We start from the raw sequence: 18,324 nt of genomic DNA, 5'->3' as shown, positions 1-18,324 counted from the left end.
GGTCTCACCTAAGAAAAGCTAGGAACAAGCTCAAAGTGTACATTCGTTCTATATGGTTGGCGAGTAGATAAAAACAAACTGCACAATCGGAACACGAAAGGCACGAAAAAAGGCCGAAATACACCAAAGAAAAATAACTTCGAACTTCGCCAATTCTTTTAACAATCTCAGTAAATCCTCAAGATAAAGATATTAACGCAAGCCTAAGCCCCCTAGTCCTGCCAACATTGCAACTAGATTCCGGCCTTCGCCGGAATGACGACATTTTTGCTTTTATTTTCGTGCCGTTCGTGATCCAGCCTTTAACCTGCCAAAAGCTTAAAGCAGCTTTTCGCCCCAGCGCAGTTTGGCGCGCAGCATGTCGTAATAGCTGTAGCCGTGCGGATGCAGGATGCGTAGCGAATTGGTATAGCGGCGGATCATGACTCTATCCATTTCGTGCAGTTCGAAATCGGATTGGTTATCAAAATGCACGCGAGCGCCCTGCCCGCGCGTTAATAAAAACGCCACTTGCGCATTATCGGACACGACAATCGGGCGATTCGATAGGGATTGCGGGCAAATCGGTACCAAGGTGATGGCAGGCAAGGCCGGATGCAAAATCGGACCGCCCGACGCGAGCGCATATGCCGTTGACCCAGTCGGCGTTGACACGACCAAACCGTCCGAGCGCTGGCTATACACGAACTGATTGTCGACAAAAATCTCAAACTCAATCATCGAACCAATCGAGCCACGACTAAACACAACATCGTTAAACGCCAACGAAGTAGAAATTGGCTGACCATCGCGCAAAATCGTCGTTTCCAGCAAAATGCGCTCTTCGGGAATAAACTGCCCGGCAATCATATTGCTAACAGTCGCTTCCATTTCATGCAATGGAATATCGGTCATAAAACCAAGGCGACCTTGGTTAATTCCCATCAGTGGAATGCGATACGGCGCAAGCAAACGCGCCACCGACAGCATCGTGCCATCACCACCCAGCACGACCACCAAATCGGCCAATTTGCCGATATGATCGCGAGTGACTTTTTGATAGTCATCAATGCTGTGCTCTTTGGCAATTTCTTGCTCGACCAGCACTTTGATGCCGCCGACTTCGAGCATGGCGGCCAAGCGGCGGATAGGATCGCCCAAGGCGGGAGTGTTCAGACGGCCAACGAGGGCGATGGTTTTGAATAAGCTATGCATGACGTGTGGTTTTACACCAAATTAAATCACAGAACGCATTAATAACACGCCAGACAGGTTAAAATCCAGCGCTATGATGCTCAATGATCGATCCCATATCCTGCTTAAGACCTTGGTGGAACGCTATATCGCCGATGGTCACCCTGTCGGCTCCAAAGTGCTGTCGCAATACTCGGGTCTCGACGTCAGTTCAGCCACCATACGCAATGTGATGGCCGACTTAGAACAGCTCGGCCTGATCGCCAGTCCGCACACATCCGCAGGGCGAATTCCGACCGCACAAGGTTATCGACTCTTTGTGGATAGTCTGCTTAGTGCGCCTGAATTGCCAGAGTCACTGGGCGAATTACAACGCGCAGAATTACCCACCGACAATCCGCAGCACAGTATTGCTGCGGCTTCGCAATTATTGTCGCAGCTAACGCAGTTTGCCGGTGTCGTGATTACGCCGAAACGGCGTGAAATCGTCTTAAAGCAGATTGAATTTTTGCCGCTTTCAGAAAAGCGCGTTCTGCTGATCCTGGTGACTGCCGACGGCGAAGTGCAAAATCGGATTGTGCAAACCGAGCAACACCTCTCTAGTACCGAACTGATTGAAGCGGCGAATTTCCTCAATAAGCACTGCGCAGGTAAAACCATTAGTAATTTAATGAGCTTGTTGCAAGGGGATTTAGGCCGCGTGAAGCGGGATTTGCTCGAGCTGATGAATGCCGCCGTACATATCGGCAGCGATTTCAGCCACGACTCAATGGTGATTGCGGGTGAGCATCAACTCTTGGGCTTGAATGATTTCGGCGGTGATATGGCGCGAATGCGGCAATTATTTGAACTTTTTGAACAGAAGACGGCTCTACTTCAGCTGATGCAGCTCGGACAACAAGCAACCGGCATTCAAATTTATATCGGCAATGAATCAGGCATTGCGACGCTAGACGAATGCTCGGTGGTCACTGCGCCTTACCGGCTTGGCAATGAAATTGTCGGCACGCTCGGCGTCATTGGTCCAACCCGCATGGCGTACGATCGCGTAATTCCGATCGTTAATATCACCGCCCAACTGCTTTCCAGCGCGCTAACCCAATCAAACTAAAAACGACACCATGAAAAAACTCACTCTCGCACTCCTTGCCGCTGTATCGACCTTTGCGGTGGCCGATGATGAACTCATTAGCCGCCCTGATGTACAAGAATACATCCGCAGCACCGCCGCTACGCATGGTTTTAGCGAAGAATATCTAACTAGCGCACTGCAAAGCGCGCAGACCAAAAGCAATATCATTACGATTTTGGATAAGCCGTCAACGGGTCGGCCTTGGCATGAATTTCAAGCCAATTTCGTCAATAAAACCCGCATTAACAATGGCGCAAAATTTTGGCGCAATAATGCTGAGCTCGTTGATGCAGTCAGCAAGAAATACCAAGTTTCCCCAGCCGTTATGCTGGCAATTTTGGGTGCAGAAACCAATTACGGCGCGTATACCGGCTCGTTTCGGATTGTTGATGCGCTGAGCACAATTGCGTTTAATTACCCACGCCGCGCTGATTACTTTCAAAAAGAATTGACCGAGTTTTTCTTGCTCGCACGAGATGAAAAGCAAGACTTTGCCAGCTTTAAAGGCAGTTACGCCGGCGCAATGGGTTGGCCGCAATTTATGCCTTCTTCGTTCCGCCAATACGCGCAAGATTGGGATGGCGATGGCCGGCACGACATCTGGAACAATCCCGGTGATGCACTGGCCTCAGTCGCCAATTACCTAAATAAACACGGCTGGATCGATCAAGGCGACACGTTTACTGCGGTTAATATGAATGCCGATCCTGCGCCTTTATTAGCTGATAAATTCAATCTGCACTTTACCGTCGACGAATTGATCGCCAAAGGCGTGGCGCCGATTTCTGAAATCAATACCAAGCAGCCTGCGGTATTGTTTGCACTCGAAACTGAGCCGGGCTTTACGCAACATTTCTTGGGATTTAATAATTTCTACGTGATTACGCGTTACAACAAGAGCACCTTGTACGCAACCGCAGTACTGCAATTGGCCGATGAAATTCAAGCGGCTTTCCAGCGTGGTGATGATTTAAAGCCTATCGCCAGCAAAGCTAAAAAGAAATAGCGATGTATAGCGCTGTAGCCATTACCCAATAAGCACTACAGCGCTATACTTCAATCAATATATTTTTACCTGTCAGTATTGGCTTGAGTAAGGCCTGCATTTCCAAAGCGGGTATCGGGCGGCTATAAAAATAGCCCTGCCCTACATCACAGCCCATCGCTTGCAAGGCCTGCATTTGCTCTTGCGTCTCAATGCCTTCGGCAATCACGCTCATGCCGATTTTGCGCGCCAAAATAATAATCGTCTCAGCGATCACGACATCATCTTGATTGCTTGGAATCCCTTCAATAAAAGATCGATCAATTTTTAGTGTATCTAACGGCAAAATTTTAAGCTGCGAAAGCGATGAATAACCCGTACCAAAATCATCAATCGCCAATTGAACTCCCAGTAATTTCAGCTCACGCAAAATCTCAACCGCCTCGTTCACGCGCTTCATAATCAAACTCTCAGTTACTTCGAGTTCCAGCAAGTGCGCGGGCAAACCGCTGGCAGTGAGCGCTTGTTTGATTTGATTCACCAGTAACACGGGCTTAAATTGCCTGACGGACAAATTCACCGCAATACGCGGCACATCTAAACCAGCCAATCGCCATTGTTGCGCTGTATGGCAAGCTTCGTTCAATACCCACTCACCCATCGCGACGATCAAACCATTTTCTTCGGCAATCGGGATAAATTCTGCGGGGGAAATCAAACCTAGCTCGGGATGATGCCAGCGAATTAAGCACTCCATTCCCGCCAATTCGCCACTGACTAGATTAAATTGCGGCTGATACACCAGTTGCAATTGTTTGCGCTCCAGCGCGTAGCGCAGTGCATTTTCTAGGCTCAGGTGTGAGACGTGGTGCGCTACATTCATATCGACTGAATAAAACTGGTAGGTATTTTTGCCCAACTCTTTGGCGCGATACATGGCGATATCCGCATTTTTCATCAACTGTGCAGCCTGCCCGCCATCATGCGGATAAAGGCTGATTCCAATCGATCCAGTCACAAACAATTCGTGACCACTCACTAAATACACTTCGCCCAATGCTTGCAGAATGCGCTCGGCAACTTGAATGATTTGCTCGTTGTGAATGATGTTTTCTAGCAAAACGGTAAATTCATCACCACCCAGCCGAGCCACCGTATCATGTTGCTTTAGATGGCTCTGTAAGCGATGTGCGACGATTTTTAGTAGTTCATCACCCACATCATGGCCTAGCGTATCGTTAATCGTTTTAAAACGATCCAAGTCGATAAACAGCAAGGCAAAAGAGCGGCATTTGGTGCTAGCGCGCACCAGAACCGCATTTAATGCATCGTGTAAGCCACTGCGATTGAGCAAGCCAGTCAGAGCATCATGCTGCGCCAAATGGCGCATGCGTTGCTCAGACTCTTTGCGCGCGGTGTAATCAGAAAAAACACCGACATAATTAGAGATATACCCATGCTCATCGCGTACGGCGCTCATTGATAACCATGCAGGATATAGCTCGCCATTTTGGCGTTTATCTTGTACTTCGCCCTCCCAATGCCCTGATGAATGTAGCGCGGCAAGCTGAGTCGCTTGCAAAGTCGAGTAATGGCCACGATGCGTGCCGAAAATTCGCGACGTTTTGCCGATAGCTTCCTGAGTGGAAAAGCCCGTAATTTTGCTAAATGCCGGATTGGTGGCGATGATTCTCGCATCGGCATCGGTGAGTAAAATCCCCTCGCTGGCGTAATCAAAAATCTTTCCCGCCATTTTGGAGGCATTGACGGCCAGTCGATTTTCACGGTGCGATGCAGTCAAAAATATTGCGGTTTGCAAAGCAATGCCCAGCAAAATGAGTACGCTATTGATATACGTGACCGAGCTTTGCCCCGTAGCATATTGCGTACCGGCCAGCATAAAAATAATCAGCGCGACAATGCTATTGCCCATTTGCCCTAAGCGTAAAGATGACCAAATCAAAAGTGGAAACATTAAATAAGCCGCTTCTAAAGTCAGCGCATCACGCCCGCGCAATAGCAGCATGCCACCTGCGGCGGCGATGGAAACGACTAAGGTTAATTCAATCAACCAGTTGGCCTTAACTCCACCTGGATCGCCTAGGATGGCATACACGCCTGGAACGATAATCAGCAAACTGAGCGATTGCGCCAACCACACCATCAGCCATGCGGCTGAAACATCGGCTTGCGGTAGAAAATATTGTTGGAGAAACACTAAGATGCTGGCGAATAATACATTTCCCGCCACAGGGCCAGCCAATAAGAGGCGATTACTATCGCGAATACGAATTTGACGATTCGGTGCAAAATAAGGCAATAAGCTAAATACGCACAGCGCCTGTGCGACATGGATCAGTGCCAGCAAGATCGCCAACCACGGGGGTAGCGTTTGAGTTTGCCAAAGCGCAAGCAGCAATGCGCCAGGCAACAAATAAGGAGTGGCGCGCAGGCCAAGCAATAGCAAGCCAACGACTGCAACGCCTAATTGCGAGTTGAACGCGCCAAACCAAGCGCCGCCAGAGATAAAACATTGATCCAGCACGACCGCCAATGTATATGCCAGCGCCAATAAACAGTGATTTTTATTCTGCAAAGCCATGTAGATCGCGCGCATCACTGAAACAAGACGAGCATCAAAATAAGGCTTTTCTACTATGGATGTCTACAAGATGTAGTGAAATGCGACGCACTACCAACAACGGCGTTTTGCAAAAGGATATGCATTACGCTGATCGCCGTATTAAACGGCGGAAAGAACGCTACTTAATTCAGCTAAAGACGGCAATTCAGCCATGTTTTTTAAGCCAAGATCGGCAAGAAAATTCGCATTGGTAGCAAGTAACTCAGGCCGTCCCGGCACTTCTTTATGGCCGACCACATCCAGCCAACCGCGGTCTTTTAAGGATTGAATAATATGACTCGATACGGCAACGCCACGAATTTCTTCAATTTCACCGCGAGTGACAGGTTGCTTGTACGCAATAATCGCTAAAGTTTCCATCACCGCCCGACTATAGCGCGGCGGTTTTTCAGGATTTAAACGCGTTAAATAAACTTGCATTTCGGGTTTGGCGCGAAAACGCCAGCCATTCGCTAATTCCAGCAATTCAACGCCTTTATCTTGCCAATCCAAACTAATTTGCTGAAAACATTGCCGCACAAATGCAGAAGTTAATTCCTCAGGGAATATTTTTTTGATTTGCTGCAATGTAAGCGCTTCTTGGCTCACTAAAAGCAAGGTTTCAATAATTTTGCAGTATTCGTCTTGATTCATTGTTCACCATCAAATCGAATTAAATGGGTAAAAATCTTATAGCTAGGCGCGAAGCCGCAGACAGTACATAGAGTACGGCAAGGCGAGGCAACGACGCTAGAAGGTTTTTGCTTAACGAATTAATTGCACATAGACCGGGGATAAAGGCTCGTATTGCGTGACTGAAATCACTTTCTCTTTCACTAATTCAAGTAGCGCAATAAACGTCACAACCAATAAAGGAATGCCTTTAAGTTGGTCAAATAATTCGTTAAATTCGTAATAACGCCCATTCGCAATAACGCGCAGGATATGTGCCATTTGCGCACGGACGGACAATTGTTCGTTCGCAATCACGTGATGCTGATGATTTTTATTGCGTGCTAATAAACCCAACCACGCATTTTTTAAGTCGGCACCATTAACCTCTGGCAAAGCTTGGGCGGCATCCACCTCAAACCACACATTGACCCATGTAAAATCTCGCTCTGCTTGCGGCAAAGCATCGAGCGCCCGTGCGGCAAGTTTCATTTGTTCATATTCAATCAGGCGACGCATTAACTCAGTGCGGGGATCTTCTGGCTCGACATCAAAATCAGCAACTTCAGCCTGCCGTGGCACTAAAAGTCGCGATTTGATTTCAATCAGCATCGCGGCCATTAAGAGGTATTCGGCTGCAAGCTCGATGTGGCTTGCCTCCATGGCCTGTACATAGGCCATGTATTGCTTGGTGACTTGCGCCATCGGAATATCTAAGATGTCGATATTTTGCTTACGAATCAGATAGAGCAGCAAATCGAGCGGCCCTTCAAATTCATCCAGCAAAACGCGTAATGCTTCTGGCGGAATATATAAATCGTGGGGAAATTGATGCACCGGCTCGCCAAACACATGCGCCAGCACTTGGCTGGCGGGTATCGTGTCTAGCGCTGCACCATCAATCAGTGCAATCATTCCTGTCGCGACGATGATGACTGCGGCTTTTCCCAAGGTTTGGGCGGCGCAGGTGCAATCAACTTAGAGCGCGCCAATAACATTAAAAAACCGCACAACATCAGCAAGACCGGCCATTGCACCGACAATGCCAAGCCGTACTGCTGACGTAAAAATGTCGTGATCGCGCCAGCAATCAACATGGGACCGAGCACGATGGTGGATTTGTTTACCCCTTCCAGCGCCAGCACGGCAATACCCGCGACCAATAAACCTACAATGACAATCCAACTGACGCTGGGAAAGTAATTGATTTCATTAAGCAACCATCCCGCACCAATAACAATCAGAATAACTGGAAATACAATGCCACGCATATTGCCCCCCTACAAAACGACTTGAATGAGTCGCATCACCATCGCCATCAGCGGTCTTAAAATTACGCTCAGCAAGCCACTAACCAGTAAACCAATCAGAATAAAAAAGCCATACGGTTCAATCTTCATAAACGTACGCGCTAGATTCGGCGGCAAAACAGAAATCATAATTCGCCCGCCATCCAATGGTGGAATTGGCAATAAATTCAAAACCATGAGCACAACATTAATTTGAATGCCCGCTTGCGCCATTAAAGCCAGTGGCAATTGAAAAGCATTTCCATCGAGCGAGCCCGTTGCAAATCGAAACAACAAGGCCCAAATAAAAGCCATCACTAAATTAGCCAGCGGGCCTGCCGCGGCAACCCAGCGCATATCTCGCTTTGGATTATTAAGGCGATGAAAATCGACCGGAACGGGTTTAGCGTAGCCAAATAAAAATCCACCGGGCAACATCACGCACAATAATGGTAATAAAACCGTACCAATTGGATCGATATGTTTAATCGGATTAAACGTCATCCGACCCAATAAAAATGCGGTTGGATCACCCAGCCTCTTGGCGGCATAAGCATGCGCCGCTTCATGCGCTGTAATTGCAAACAAAACCGGTAAAATCCAGATGGCAATTGTTTGTACTGTATTGAGTTCCATATCGACCTTGGCGAATAATTAAACTTTAAAAACTAAATAAGGCCAATGAGCCCTTGCCTTCACGGATCAGCACGGGCATATCACCCGACAAATCCACCACGGTGGTTGGGTCGGTGCCGCAATAGCCGCCTTCAATCACCAGATCCACTTCATGCTCTAGTCGATCACGAATTTCCCATGCATCAGTCATTGGGTATTCTTCATTCGGCAGCAGCAAGGAACTCGACAATAAAGGCTCACCCAATTCTTCCAGCAAAGCCAGCGCCACCGGATGATCGGGTACACGCAGGCCGATGGTCAGTTTTTTCGGGTGCGACACGCGGCGCGGCACTTCTTTGGTCGCGAGCAAAATAAAAGTGTAACTGCCCGGCGTGGCAGCTTTCAGTAGTCGGAACGCTTGATTGTCGACTCTGGCGTAATTACCCAGCTGCGATAAATCGCGGCAGGCCAAAGTAAAATGATGTTTATCATCGAGCTGACGAATTTTACGAATTCGATCAATTCCATCTTTATTGTCTAAAGCACAGCCAATCGCATAGCAAGAATCGGTGGGATATACCACCAAACCGCCTTTACGAATCAAATCGGCCGCTTGCTTAATGAGGCGGGCTTGTGGATTCTCAGCATGAATCGAGAAAAATTGCGACATTGTTGTCCAGTAATAACGTTAAATTGCCAGTATTGCTCTGCAGGCATTGTTCAATTTAGCTTAGGTGGCAATACATCCACTAAAGGAGTACTAAGCCAACGCTCCCAGACCGGCATACAGCCAATCGGCAGGTTGGCATTTAAGCCTGGCTCACGCGAGCCTTCGCCGGTAGCGTGATAATCCGTTCCGCTGGAGCACAGATAGCCAAAATCTTGCGCTATACGGCCAAAACGTGCAGTATCGGCGATACTATGCGTGCCAGAAACCACTTCAATCGCCTCGCCGCCCATGCGCTGAAATTCAATCAGCAATACGCGCAGCGTTTCATTGCCCAAATCATAACGGCTCGGATGCGCTAAAACGGCCACGCCACCCGCACCCCGTATCCAATCAATCGCATCGTGCAAACGCGCCCATTCGTGCTCGACATAGCCCGGCTTCCCACGCACAAGGTATTTTTTAAACACCGATTTGGTGTCTTTGCAACGACCCGATTCAACCAAAAATCGCGCAAAGTGCGTACGGCTAATCATTTCCGGATTAGTGGCGAATTTTTGCGAGCCTTCCAGCACGCCCGTCATACCGAGTTTTTCTAAACCCGCTGCCATCCGTTCGGCCCGCTCGGCGCGCCCCGCGCGAACGCTAGCTAAACCAGCAAGTAGCTCGGGATTCTGATCGTCAAAACCGAGGCCGACGATATGCAAAGTATGCTTACCCCAGCTCACTGAAATCTCAACACCATTGATAAACTGCAAGCCTAATTCAGCAGCGGTTTGCCGCGCTAATGGTAGGCCGCGAACATCGTCATGATCAGTCAGCGCGAGTAATTGGCAGCCACGTGCATGCGCTTTACGCACCACTTCATCAGGCGGCAAGAGGCCATCGGAAATATTCGAATGACAGTGCAAATCAACGGGGGTCATAGTTTTTTCTGCTTATCTTTTCGATCAAAAACGATTTTCATCAGCAAAACCATGCTGGCCAAAATCAATGTTAGGGTATTAGCTAGAACAACAGGTAGTGACTGGGCTAGAACACCATACACCAACCAAAGTGCAATGCCCGCAACAAAAATACTGTACATACCTAGCGAAATATCTTTGGCCGATTTGCTTTTCCACACCTGATACACCTGCGGCACAAAAGCAAACGTGGTGAGTCCGCCAGCGAGCAATCCCAACATCTCAATTAAAGCAGGGCTCATGCCGGGAAAACGCCAGTCGACAAATAACGATCACCGCGATCACAAACAATACTGACAATCACTGCATTTTCAACTTTTTGTGATAACTTCAGCGCGGCACACAAAGCACCGCCGGAAGAAATCCCCGCAAAAATGCCTTCTTCACGCGCCAATCGACGTGTCATTTCTTCGGCATCAGGCTGGTTCACTTCCATCATTTGATCGATCAAATCAAAATTGCAAATCGCCGGCACGTATTCAGGCGTCCATTTACGAATACCCGGAATCTGCGCACCATCACAAGGCTGTACGCCAATGATTTGAATGTTCGCGTTCTGTTCTTTCAAAAAACGCCGCGTTCCCATAATCGTACCGGTCGTTCCCATGCTAGAAACAAAATGGGTGATCGTTCCCGCCGTATCGCGCCAAATTTCAGGACCCGTTGTTTCGTAATGCGCCAATGGATTATCAGGATTGGAGAATTGATCCAGAATCAAACCCTGCCCTGCTTTGGCCATTGCTTCGGCTTGATCGCGTGCAGCTTCCATACCATCGGTCAGAATCACTTCTGCTCCGTACGCCTTCATCGTTTGAACGCGTTCGATACTCGAATTTTGGGGAAGTAGCAGCACCATGCGATAACCCATCATCGCAGCAACCATTGCCAAAGCGATACCGGTATTGCCGCTGGTCGCTTCAATAAGGGTGTCGCCAGGACGAATATCGCCCCGATTTTGTGCATGCTGAATCATCGACAGTGCGGGTCGATCTTTGACAGAACCTGCCGGATTATTACCTTCTAGCTTCACAAGAATTGTATTGCTGGTCTCACCGGGGATTCGCTTGAGCTTAACGAGCGGCGTATTGCCGACAAAATCTTCTAAATACTTAAACATACTATCACTCCATGGGTCGCATGATTATACGCAAGCCCATGGCATTGAGTTTATTTGTTACGCAATAATCGAGCAACTGCTACCAAGACGCTAACAAACTTAGCCCCTCGTGCCAAGCGACCTAAGGCTGGATGAACACCACCCAAACCTTCTGCCATTCTGGTAAAGAAGCCCCAAGAAGCCATGCCTCCCATAAAGGAGCTGGCAATACTTAAAGGCCGTCTAGATTCAAGCAATTTGGTTTCTAACTGCAAACGATGCAATTGCGAACGAAACACCAGCTGCTGTTTTTTTTGCTCGCGAATTGGGTTCATTAACTAGGTTCCATTAGGTCGATTCTCGATCAGTAGCGGGCGCTGAAAATGCGGCATTGATTAGTTTTTTATCTTGAGAAAACTCTGCACTGGTTAATGGGAAAGGCGAGCTTAAACACGTCATTAATGCATTGAGTTTCCACCAAGCAAAACCGCCGAGCACAGCAAGAAGCACAGCAAACAGAGCACAAATGGCGATTCGATACTCCCAAAAGCCAAATAAAACGCTCAACCCAAGAAAGCCTAAAGCCATCACCAGTAAAAATGCCGCCCCAATCGCAAATGCAATCATCAGCGCAAGTCGATCAAGCTCGTCGCGAAATTCAAGGCCAAATAATGAAAAACGGGTGGCGATAAGGCCACCCAATGCATCACGGATGGTCGAACTCATTTAGCGGCGCGCCGCCAAAAAGCCAATCAATAAACCAACAGCAGCGCCAACACCAACGGCTTGCCAAGGATGAGCTTGCACGTATTCATCTGTTTTTTTCGCTGCAACTTTAGCCTTTTCTACTGCAACGGACTCAATTTCAACTAAGCGATGTTTTGCGCCTTGCAGATTTTCTGCAATTTTGGCATAGATGCGTTTTGATTCTTCGGGGCTTGCATTGGCTGCAGCCTCAATCAATTCAGCAGTTTCACGCAGAACATCTTTGGTTTCATCAATTAACACCGATTCAACTTGTGACATAAGAAACTCCTAATTAGATATGGAAATCGAAAGACAATACTAGCAGGAGAACTTCGCCTTGCACAGGTAATATATACAGTTGAAAAATACTACTGTAATTCACCGTTATTTTACCGCTCGTGGCAGTAAGCCATGCCGTACATTAAAATCATGCTGAATGCGCGCATAAGTGCCGTTAGATTGAATCGTTTTTAAGCCTTTTTCAAAAATACCAAGTAAACGCTGACCATCAGGGTGCTTCTTAGAAAAATTCAAATACAAAAGACTAAGTTCAACGGTCCCCACAATTTTAATTTTTCCGCGAGTCGCAGGGTTTGCATTAATCATCAATGTTGCAGGCGTTGTATTGACCACGCCATACTCAATCCGTTTTGCTAATATTTTTTTAAGCTGGACCGCATCCGTTCGCGAAACATCCTTAATAATTTTCTTATTATTCATAAATGACGTTGGATAAGTGTAGCCATTGGTGATGCCGACAATGTGACCTTCTAAATCTTTTGGGCTGAGATTTTTCAATTTGGACTCATTCAAAGCCAAAATCGATAACCCTTCAGTGAATAAAGGTTGGCTAGGCCAAAGAAACTTGTCTTTGTTTTCTTCTGTTCTAGATGCATTAAAGCAAGCAACGACTTGACCATGCTCGGCTTCATACAGGCACCGTGCAAAAGGCACCGGCATAAATCGCACTTCGATTCCTTGGGTAGCAAATGCGGCACGCACCAAATCCACTGAAAGCCCTTCCGCGCCCTGCTTATTGGCACTGATTGATGAGAATGGCGCCCAATCGTCTTCAGCATTAATAACAATGGTTTCAGCCTGAGCAATCGGCGTAAACAGCGCAATTAGCAAGAAATACTGGATCAGCTTTAGCATAAACACCCCCGTTTGATTTCAGATGAGTCTGTAAAATTTATAGCCCAGAATGAAGCTAGGTCTATCTTTACTTCCCACTTCAAAAGCCAGAGAGCCAGTTCAAGCTCGGCCAATAAAAAAGCCACTCCGAAGAGTGGCTTGATTTAGACTTTGATCTAAAAAGCTTAGATCATGCCTTTTGATTTCAGCAATTCAAACATTGTTTTACCGATTTCAGCTGGGCTGCGTGTGTACGCGATGCCAGCTTGTTCAAACGCTTTGAATTTTTCTTCTGCAGTGCCTTTACCACCAGAAATAATCGCACCAGCGTGGCCCATGCGTTTACCTTTTGGCGCAGTCACACCGGCGATGTAGCCCACAACTGGCTTAGTCACATAAGACTTAGCAAATTCAGCCGCTTCTTCTTCAGCCGAACCACCGATCTCACCGATCATGATGATGGCATCGGTATCAGGATCATCTTGGAACAGTTTCAATGCGTCGATATGGCTCAAGCCTGGGATAGGATCGCCACCGATACCGATACAAGTCGATTGACCCAAACCGAGTGCTGTTGTTTGTGCAACTGCTTCGTAAGTCAATGTACCAGAACGTGAAACGATACCGATACGGCCTGGATTGTGGATGTGCCACGGCATAATACCGATCTTGCACTCGCCCGGCGTGATGATACCTGGGCAGTTAGGACCGATTAAACGGATGCCCGCTTCATCAATCGCTTTTTTCACGTACAGCATGTCAATCGTTGGCACGCCTTCAGTAATACAAACGATCAATTGAACGCCAGCACTAATGGCTTCCAAGATTGAATCTTTGGCAAACGCAGCAGGTACGTAGATAACAGACGTATCCGCGCCAGTTTGGGACACAGCATCGCGCATGGTGTTGAACACTGGCAAGTCAAGGTGAGTTGAACCACCTTTACCTGGTGTTACACCACCAACGACTTTAGTGCCTACTTTCAACGCTTGCTCAGCGTGGAAAGTACCGTTTTTACCCGTGAAGCCTTGCACCAGCACTTTGGTGTCTTTATTTACTAAAACGCTCATTTTTTTTCCTTTGTGCCGTGATTACAAAGCTGCAACAGCAGCAACGATTTTCTCAGCTGCGTCGTTCAGGCCTTGAGCTGAAACGAGTTTCAAGCCAGATTCGTCGAGGATTTTTGCGCCAAGTTCAGCGTTATTACCTTCCAAACGAACCACAACAGGCACAGTCACGTTCACTTCTTTTACTGCGGCGATAATCGCTTCAGCGATCATATCGCAACGCACGATACCACCGAAGATGTTGATCAACACGCCGTGCACTGAAGAATCAGCCAAGATCAATTTGAATGCTTCGATTACGCGTTCTTTCGTTGCGCCGCCGCCCACATCCAAGAAGTTAGCCGGTTGGCCACCTTTGAGTTTGATGATGTCCATCGTCGCCATAGCCAAACCAGCGCCGTTCACCATGCAGCCGATATTGCCTTCCAAAGCCACATAATTGAGTTCGAACTCAGAAGCTTTCACTTCGCGCTCGTTCTCTTGTGATTTGTCGCGCTGTGCGAGCAATGCTGGATGACGGTACAAAGCGTTCGAATCCAAACCGATTTTGGCGTCCACGCAGCACAATTCGCCGTTTTCACGCAGTGCCAATGGGTTGATTTCGAACAAAGCGAAGTCGTTAGCAATGAATGCTTCAGCCGCGCCCAACATCATTTTAGTGAAATGCGTAACTTGCTTGCCTTCCAGACCCAATGCAAACGCGCATTCACGCGCTTGGAATGGTTGCATGCCAACCAAAGGATCAACTGTTACTTTGATGATTTTTTCTGGTGTTTCTTCAGCCACTTTCTCGATCTCAACACCACCTTCGGTTGAAACCATAAATACGATACGTTGTGAACCACGATCCACTACGGCACCAAGGTACAACTCGCGTTGTACTGGGTACATATCTTCGCACACCAATACGCTGTGAACAGGCTGGCCGTCCGCATCAGTTTGGTAAGTCACCAAGTTAGTGCCGATCAAACGAGTGGCTTCAGCAGCAGCTTCTTCGCGGCTTTTCACCACAACGACGCCACCCGATTTACCACGGCCACCGGCATGAACTTGCGCTTTAACAACAGCAAATTTACCGCCCAGCGCATCATACGCCGCAGCCGCTTCTTCGCCAGTTGTCGCCAAAATGCCACGTTGTACTGGCAAACCGTACTTAGCCAATAATTCCTTGGCTTGGTATTCGTGCAGATTCATCTCTATTAATCCTTTTTGAGGAGAGTGTTATAGCGAGGGTTGAGGTAACCCTCTTTAGGTACCACCGGAGGCTGTCAAACAACAGCCGCCAACAAATAAATATCGTGCAAAAGTTTTATGGCAAGGCATCGACGTCGCAGACAGTACATCAAGTACGACAAGACGAGATAACGATGCAAGAAAACTTTTGCTTATTTAATTACGAATGCAGGCCGCGCTTATCAACGCCCAGCGCCGCTTCGTGCATCGCCTCAGACAATGACGGATGCGCGTGAACGATGCGCGCGATATCTTCACTTGACGCGTTAAATTCCATCGCCACCACCGCCTCAGTAATCAATTCTGAAGCAAATGGGCCAATGATATGCACGCCCAAAATACGATCCGTTTTCGCGCAAGCCAGCATTTTAACGAAACCCGCGGTTTCACCCAAACCCAGTGCACGACCATTCGGGCCAAATGGGAATTGGCCTTTCTTGTATTCGATGCCTTCAGCTTTCAATGTTTGCTCAGTTTTACCGACCCAAGCCATTTCTGGACTCGTGTAAATCACCCAAGGCACATTGTTAAAATCGATGTGTGGATGCTGGCCAGCGATACGCTCAGCCACAGCAACGCCCTCTTCTGACGCTTTATGCGCCAACATCGGGCCACGCACCACATCGCCCACCGCCCAAACGTTAGGCAGGTTCGTGCGACAATCGCCATCGACATTCACAAAACCACGCTCGTCCAAAGCCAAGCCCACGGTCTCAGCCGCTAGATTCCATGTATTTGGCAAACGACCAATTGATACGATCAATTTATCGAACACTTCGGTGTGTGCCACGCCAGCCGCATCAACGAATGCAACGCTAACATCGTTGTCACCCTTGGTGATATCGCCGATTTTGACGCTAGTTTGGATTTTCAAACCCAAATCTTTCGTGAAAATCTTATGTGCTTCTTTGGCAATTGCTTCGTCAGCCGCCAGCAAGAAGCCCGGTGCACCTTCTAAAATCGTTACATCTGAACCCAAACGTTTCCAGACTGAGCCCATTTCTAGGCCAATCACGCCAGCGCCGATGACGCCCAGACGTTTTGGAATCGCTGGAATCGACAAAGCGCCATCGTTATCCAGAACCAGAACATTGTCTACTGGCGCTTGCGGCAATTGGCGCGGCGTAGAGCCCGTCGCGATAATCACATGCTTGGCTTCAACCACTTCAACTTGATCGCCATTGGCGACTTCAAGCTGCCACACATCGCCAACACGGCCGATAATTTTGCCGTGGCCGTGCAAGCTTTCGACTTTGTTCTTTTTGAACAAGTAGGCAATCCCTTGCGTCAGCTTGGTCACGATACCGTCTTTGCGTGACAACATCGTGCCAACGTCAAATTTCATGCCTTCAACAGTAATACCGTGCGCCGCAAATTTATGCTCGATGCGCTCGACATTTTCTGATGATTCCAGCAAAGCTTTCGATGGGATGCAGCCTACGTTTAAGCAAGTACCGCCCAACGATGCTTTGCCTTCTTTGTTTTTAAATTCGTCGATACACGCAGTATTAAAACCGAGCTGTGCCGCACGAATTGCTGCTACATAGCCGCCAGGGCCAGCACCAATCACGACAACGTCAAAAGATTTCGACATTTTAAATTCCATCTTTAACCCATAAGGGTATTTCAATGCAAACATTTGGATATATGGCCTAGCACCATATACCCATGAATATTACAAATCTAGCAACAAGCGAGCTGGATCTTCAATCGCATCTTTAATCGCCACCAAAGCCAGAACCGCTTCGCGACCATCAATGATGCGGTGATCGTAAGATTGTGCGAGGTACATCATCGGCAAGGCAACGATTTCACCATTCACCACCATTGCGCGCTCTTTCGTAGCGTGCATACCCAAGATCGCAGATTGCGGTGGGTTGATGATTGGCGTCGACATCATCGAACCAAACGTGCCGCCGTTAGAAATCGTGTACGTACCACCCGTCAATTCTTCAACGCCCAATTTGCCTTCTTGTGCGCGTTTGCCGAAGTCAGCGATGGTTTTTTCGATATCCGCCAAAGACAATTGATCGGCATTGCGAATAATTGGCACGACCAAACCACGTGGGCTACCGACTGCTACACCGATGTCAAAGTAACCGTGGTACACGATGTCTTTGCCATCTACCGATGCATTCACGATTGGGTATTTTTTCAGTGCAGCAACAACAGCTTTAACAAAGAAACCCATAAAGCCCAACTTAACGCCGTGCTCTTTTTCAAATTTGTCTTTGTATTTATTACGCAAGTCCATCACTGGTTTCATGTTCACTTCATTGAACGTAGTCAGGATGGCATTGGTTTGCTGTGATTCCAGCAGACGTTCAGCAACGCGAGCGCGCAAGCGGCTCATCGGTACACGTTGCTCAGCGCGAGCACCAATTGGAGCAGCAACTGGCGCTGCTGTAGCAACAGGCGCAGCAGTTGGTTTGCTCAGGTGATTTTGTACGTCTTCTTTCAGAACACGCCCATCGCGGCCAGTACCGGCAACATCAGCAAGATTGACACCCGCATCGGCTGCAAGTTTTTTCGCAGCTGGCATGCCCACTGCAGCGGAGGCCGCCGCAACTGGAGCTGCTGCTGAAGAAGCTACAGCGGCAGGTGCTGCCGCAGGTGCGGCTTGAGCTACGGCAGTCGTGTCGATACGTGCAATCACTTGCAAGCTACCAACAGTCGCACCATCTTGCTCAACGATTTCAACCAATACACCGGCTTGCTGTGCAGGGATTTCTAAAACCACTTTATCGGTTTCAAGATCAATCAGATTTTCGTCGCGAGCAACAGCTTCGCCGACTTTTTTCTTCCAAGAAACAAGCGTCGCTTCAGACACAGATTCAGGCAGTTGCGGTACTAGGACTTCTACAATCATTTTTATCTCCAGAGTTCTTTTGGCGTCGTGACTCAACAAGACTCAGCGCGCATCACC

At 48.1% G+C, this 18,324-nt stretch carries 20 protein-coding genes; 2 read left to right on the top strand and 18 right to left on the bottom strand.

Going from position 1 to position 18,324, the window contains the following annotated elements:
- Positions 1 to 318: 318 nt before the first annotated feature.
- Positions 319 to 1,194 (bottom strand): NAD kinase, encoded by an 876-nt coding sequence (locus tag Q320_RS0100430; RefSeq protein ID WP_027467354.1) that lies wholly within the window; start codon positions 1,192 to 1,194, stop codon positions 319 to 321.
- Positions 1,195 to 1,267: 73 nt separating this feature from the next.
- On the opposite strand from Q320_RS0100430, the gene hrcA reads away from it, so the two are divergent.
- Complete coding sequence (gene hrcA, locus Q320_RS0100425; protein ID WP_308417132.1) at positions 1,268 to 2,284, top strand: heat-inducible transcriptional repressor HrcA; 1,017 nt, start codon at positions 1,268 to 1,270, stop codon at positions 2,282 to 2,284.
- Between the two features lie 10 nt (positions 2,285 to 2,294).
- The gene (gene mltB, locus Q320_RS0100420) at positions 2,295 to 3,311 is read left to right on the top strand and encodes a lytic murein transglycosylase B (RefSeq protein ID WP_027467352.1); all 1,017 of its coding nucleotides are present in this window, start codon (positions 2,295 to 2,297) and stop codon (positions 3,309 to 3,311) included.
- A 43-nt stretch (positions 3,312 to 3,354) separates the two neighbouring features.
- Here the strand turns inward: mltB and Q320_RS17855 are convergent, their stop codons facing one another.
- The 17 genes from Q320_RS17855 to odhB all read right to left on the bottom strand — a co-directional run bounded on the left by Q320_RS17855 (position 3,355) and on the right by odhB (position 18,267).
- Positions 3,355 to 5,907 (bottom strand): bifunctional diguanylate cyclase/phosphodiesterase, encoded by a 2,553-nt coding sequence (locus tag Q320_RS17855; protein WP_051534343.1) that lies wholly within the window; start codon positions 5,905 to 5,907, stop codon positions 3,355 to 3,357.
- A gap of 126 nt (positions 5,908 to 6,033) precedes the next feature.
- Positions 6,034 to 6,567 carry an SMC-Scp complex subunit ScpB gene (scpB, locus tag Q320_RS17850; RefSeq protein WP_035851549.1) on the bottom strand — a complete coding sequence of 178 codons (534 nt, stop codon included), beginning with the start codon at positions 6,565 to 6,567 and terminating at the stop codon, positions 6,034 to 6,036.
- Between the two features lie 111 nt (positions 6,568 to 6,678).
- On the bottom strand, positions 6,679 to 7,500 hold the full coding sequence (locus Q320_RS0100405) for a segregation and condensation protein A (protein WP_027467351.1): 822 nt from the start codon (positions 7,498 to 7,500) through the stop codon (positions 6,679 to 6,681).
- Entirely contained in the window at positions 7,497 to 7,856 is a 360-nt protein-coding gene (locus Q320_RS17845; protein WP_051534342.1) for a hypothetical protein, read from the bottom strand. Before Q320_RS17845 ends, Q320_RS0100405 begins: the two co-directional genes overlap by 4 nt.
- Positions 7,857 to 7,865: 9 nt before the next feature.
- On the bottom strand, positions 7,866 to 8,510 hold the full coding sequence (locus Q320_RS0100395) for a site-2 protease family protein (protein WP_027467350.1): 645 nt from the start codon (positions 8,508 to 8,510) through the stop codon (positions 7,866 to 7,868).
- A 25-nt stretch (positions 8,511 to 8,535) separates the two neighbouring features.
- Positions 8,536 to 9,159, bottom strand: coding sequence for an L-threonylcarbamoyladenylate synthase (locus Q320_RS0100390; RefSeq protein ID WP_027467349.1), 624 nt, complete (start codon positions 9,157 to 9,159; stop codon positions 8,536 to 8,538).
- A 50-nt stretch (positions 9,160 to 9,209) separates the two neighbouring features.
- Positions 9,210 to 10,082, bottom strand: coding sequence for a 3',5'-nucleoside bisphosphate phosphatase (locus tag Q320_RS0100385; RefSeq protein ID WP_027467348.1), 873 nt, complete (start codon positions 10,080 to 10,082; stop codon positions 9,210 to 9,212).
- A complete protein-coding gene (locus Q320_RS0100380; protein WP_027467347.1) occupies positions 10,079 to 10,363 on the bottom strand; it encodes a SemiSWEET transporter in 285 nt (94 codons plus the stop codon). Before Q320_RS0100380 ends, Q320_RS0100385 begins: the two co-directional genes overlap by 4 nt.
- Positions 10,360 to 11,238, bottom strand: coding sequence for a cysteine synthase CysM (cysM, locus tag Q320_RS0100375; RefSeq protein ID WP_027467346.1), 879 nt, complete (start codon positions 11,236 to 11,238; stop codon positions 10,360 to 10,362). Before cysM ends, Q320_RS0100380 begins: the two co-directional genes overlap by 4 nt.
- A 50-nt stretch (positions 11,239 to 11,288) precedes the next feature.
- Positions 11,289 to 11,552, bottom strand: coding sequence for a hypothetical protein (locus tag Q320_RS0100370; RefSeq protein ID WP_027467345.1), 264 nt, complete (start codon positions 11,550 to 11,552; stop codon positions 11,289 to 11,291).
- Positions 11,553 to 11,565: 13 nt separating this feature from the next.
- Complete coding sequence (locus tag Q320_RS0100365; RefSeq protein ID WP_027467344.1) at positions 11,566 to 11,943, bottom strand: phage holin family protein; 378 nt, start codon at positions 11,941 to 11,943, stop codon at positions 11,566 to 11,568.
- Positions 11,944 to 12,243, bottom strand: coding sequence for an ElaB/YgaM/YqjD family protein (locus tag Q320_RS0100360; RefSeq protein WP_027467343.1), 300 nt, complete (start codon positions 12,241 to 12,243; stop codon positions 11,944 to 11,946).
- Positions 12,244 to 12,348: 105 nt separating this feature from the next.
- A complete protein-coding gene (locus Q320_RS0100355) occupies positions 12,349 to 13,119 on the bottom strand; it encodes a substrate-binding periplasmic protein (protein ID WP_035851545.1) in 771 nt (256 codons plus the stop codon).
- A gap of 164 nt (positions 13,120 to 13,283) precedes the next feature.
- Complete coding sequence (sucD, locus tag Q320_RS0100350) at positions 13,284 to 14,168, bottom strand: succinate--CoA ligase subunit alpha (protein WP_027467341.1); 885 nt, start codon at positions 14,166 to 14,168, stop codon at positions 13,284 to 13,286.
- A 21-nt stretch (positions 14,169 to 14,189) separates the two neighbouring features.
- Positions 14,190 to 15,359, bottom strand: a complete 1,170-nt coding sequence (gene sucC, locus Q320_RS0100345; RefSeq protein ID WP_027467340.1) for an ADP-forming succinate--CoA ligase subunit beta — start codon at positions 15,357 to 15,359, stop codon at positions 14,190 to 14,192.
- Positions 15,360 to 15,558: 199 nt separating this feature from the next.
- Positions 15,559 to 16,992 (bottom strand): dihydrolipoyl dehydrogenase, encoded by a 1,434-nt coding sequence (gene lpdA, locus Q320_RS0100340; protein WP_027467339.1) that lies wholly within the window; start codon positions 16,990 to 16,992, stop codon positions 15,559 to 15,561.
- An 81-nt stretch (positions 16,993 to 17,073) separates the two neighbouring features.
- The gene (gene odhB / locus Q320_RS0100335) at positions 17,074 to 18,267 is read right to left on the bottom strand and encodes a 2-oxoglutarate dehydrogenase complex dihydrolipoyllysine-residue succinyltransferase (protein ID WP_027467338.1); all 1,194 of its coding nucleotides are present in this window, start codon (positions 18,265 to 18,267) and stop codon (positions 17,074 to 17,076) included.
- Positions 18,268 to 18,324: the final 57 nt, after the last annotated feature.

This window comes from Deefgea rivuli DSM 18356 (assembly GCF_000620145.1).
GTDB lineage: Bacteria > Pseudomonadota > Gammaproteobacteria > Burkholderiales > Chitinibacteraceae > Deefgea > Deefgea rivuli.
Note: the sequence above shows the minus strand (reverse complement) of the source record. Positions and strands in the feature narration are given on the sequence as shown.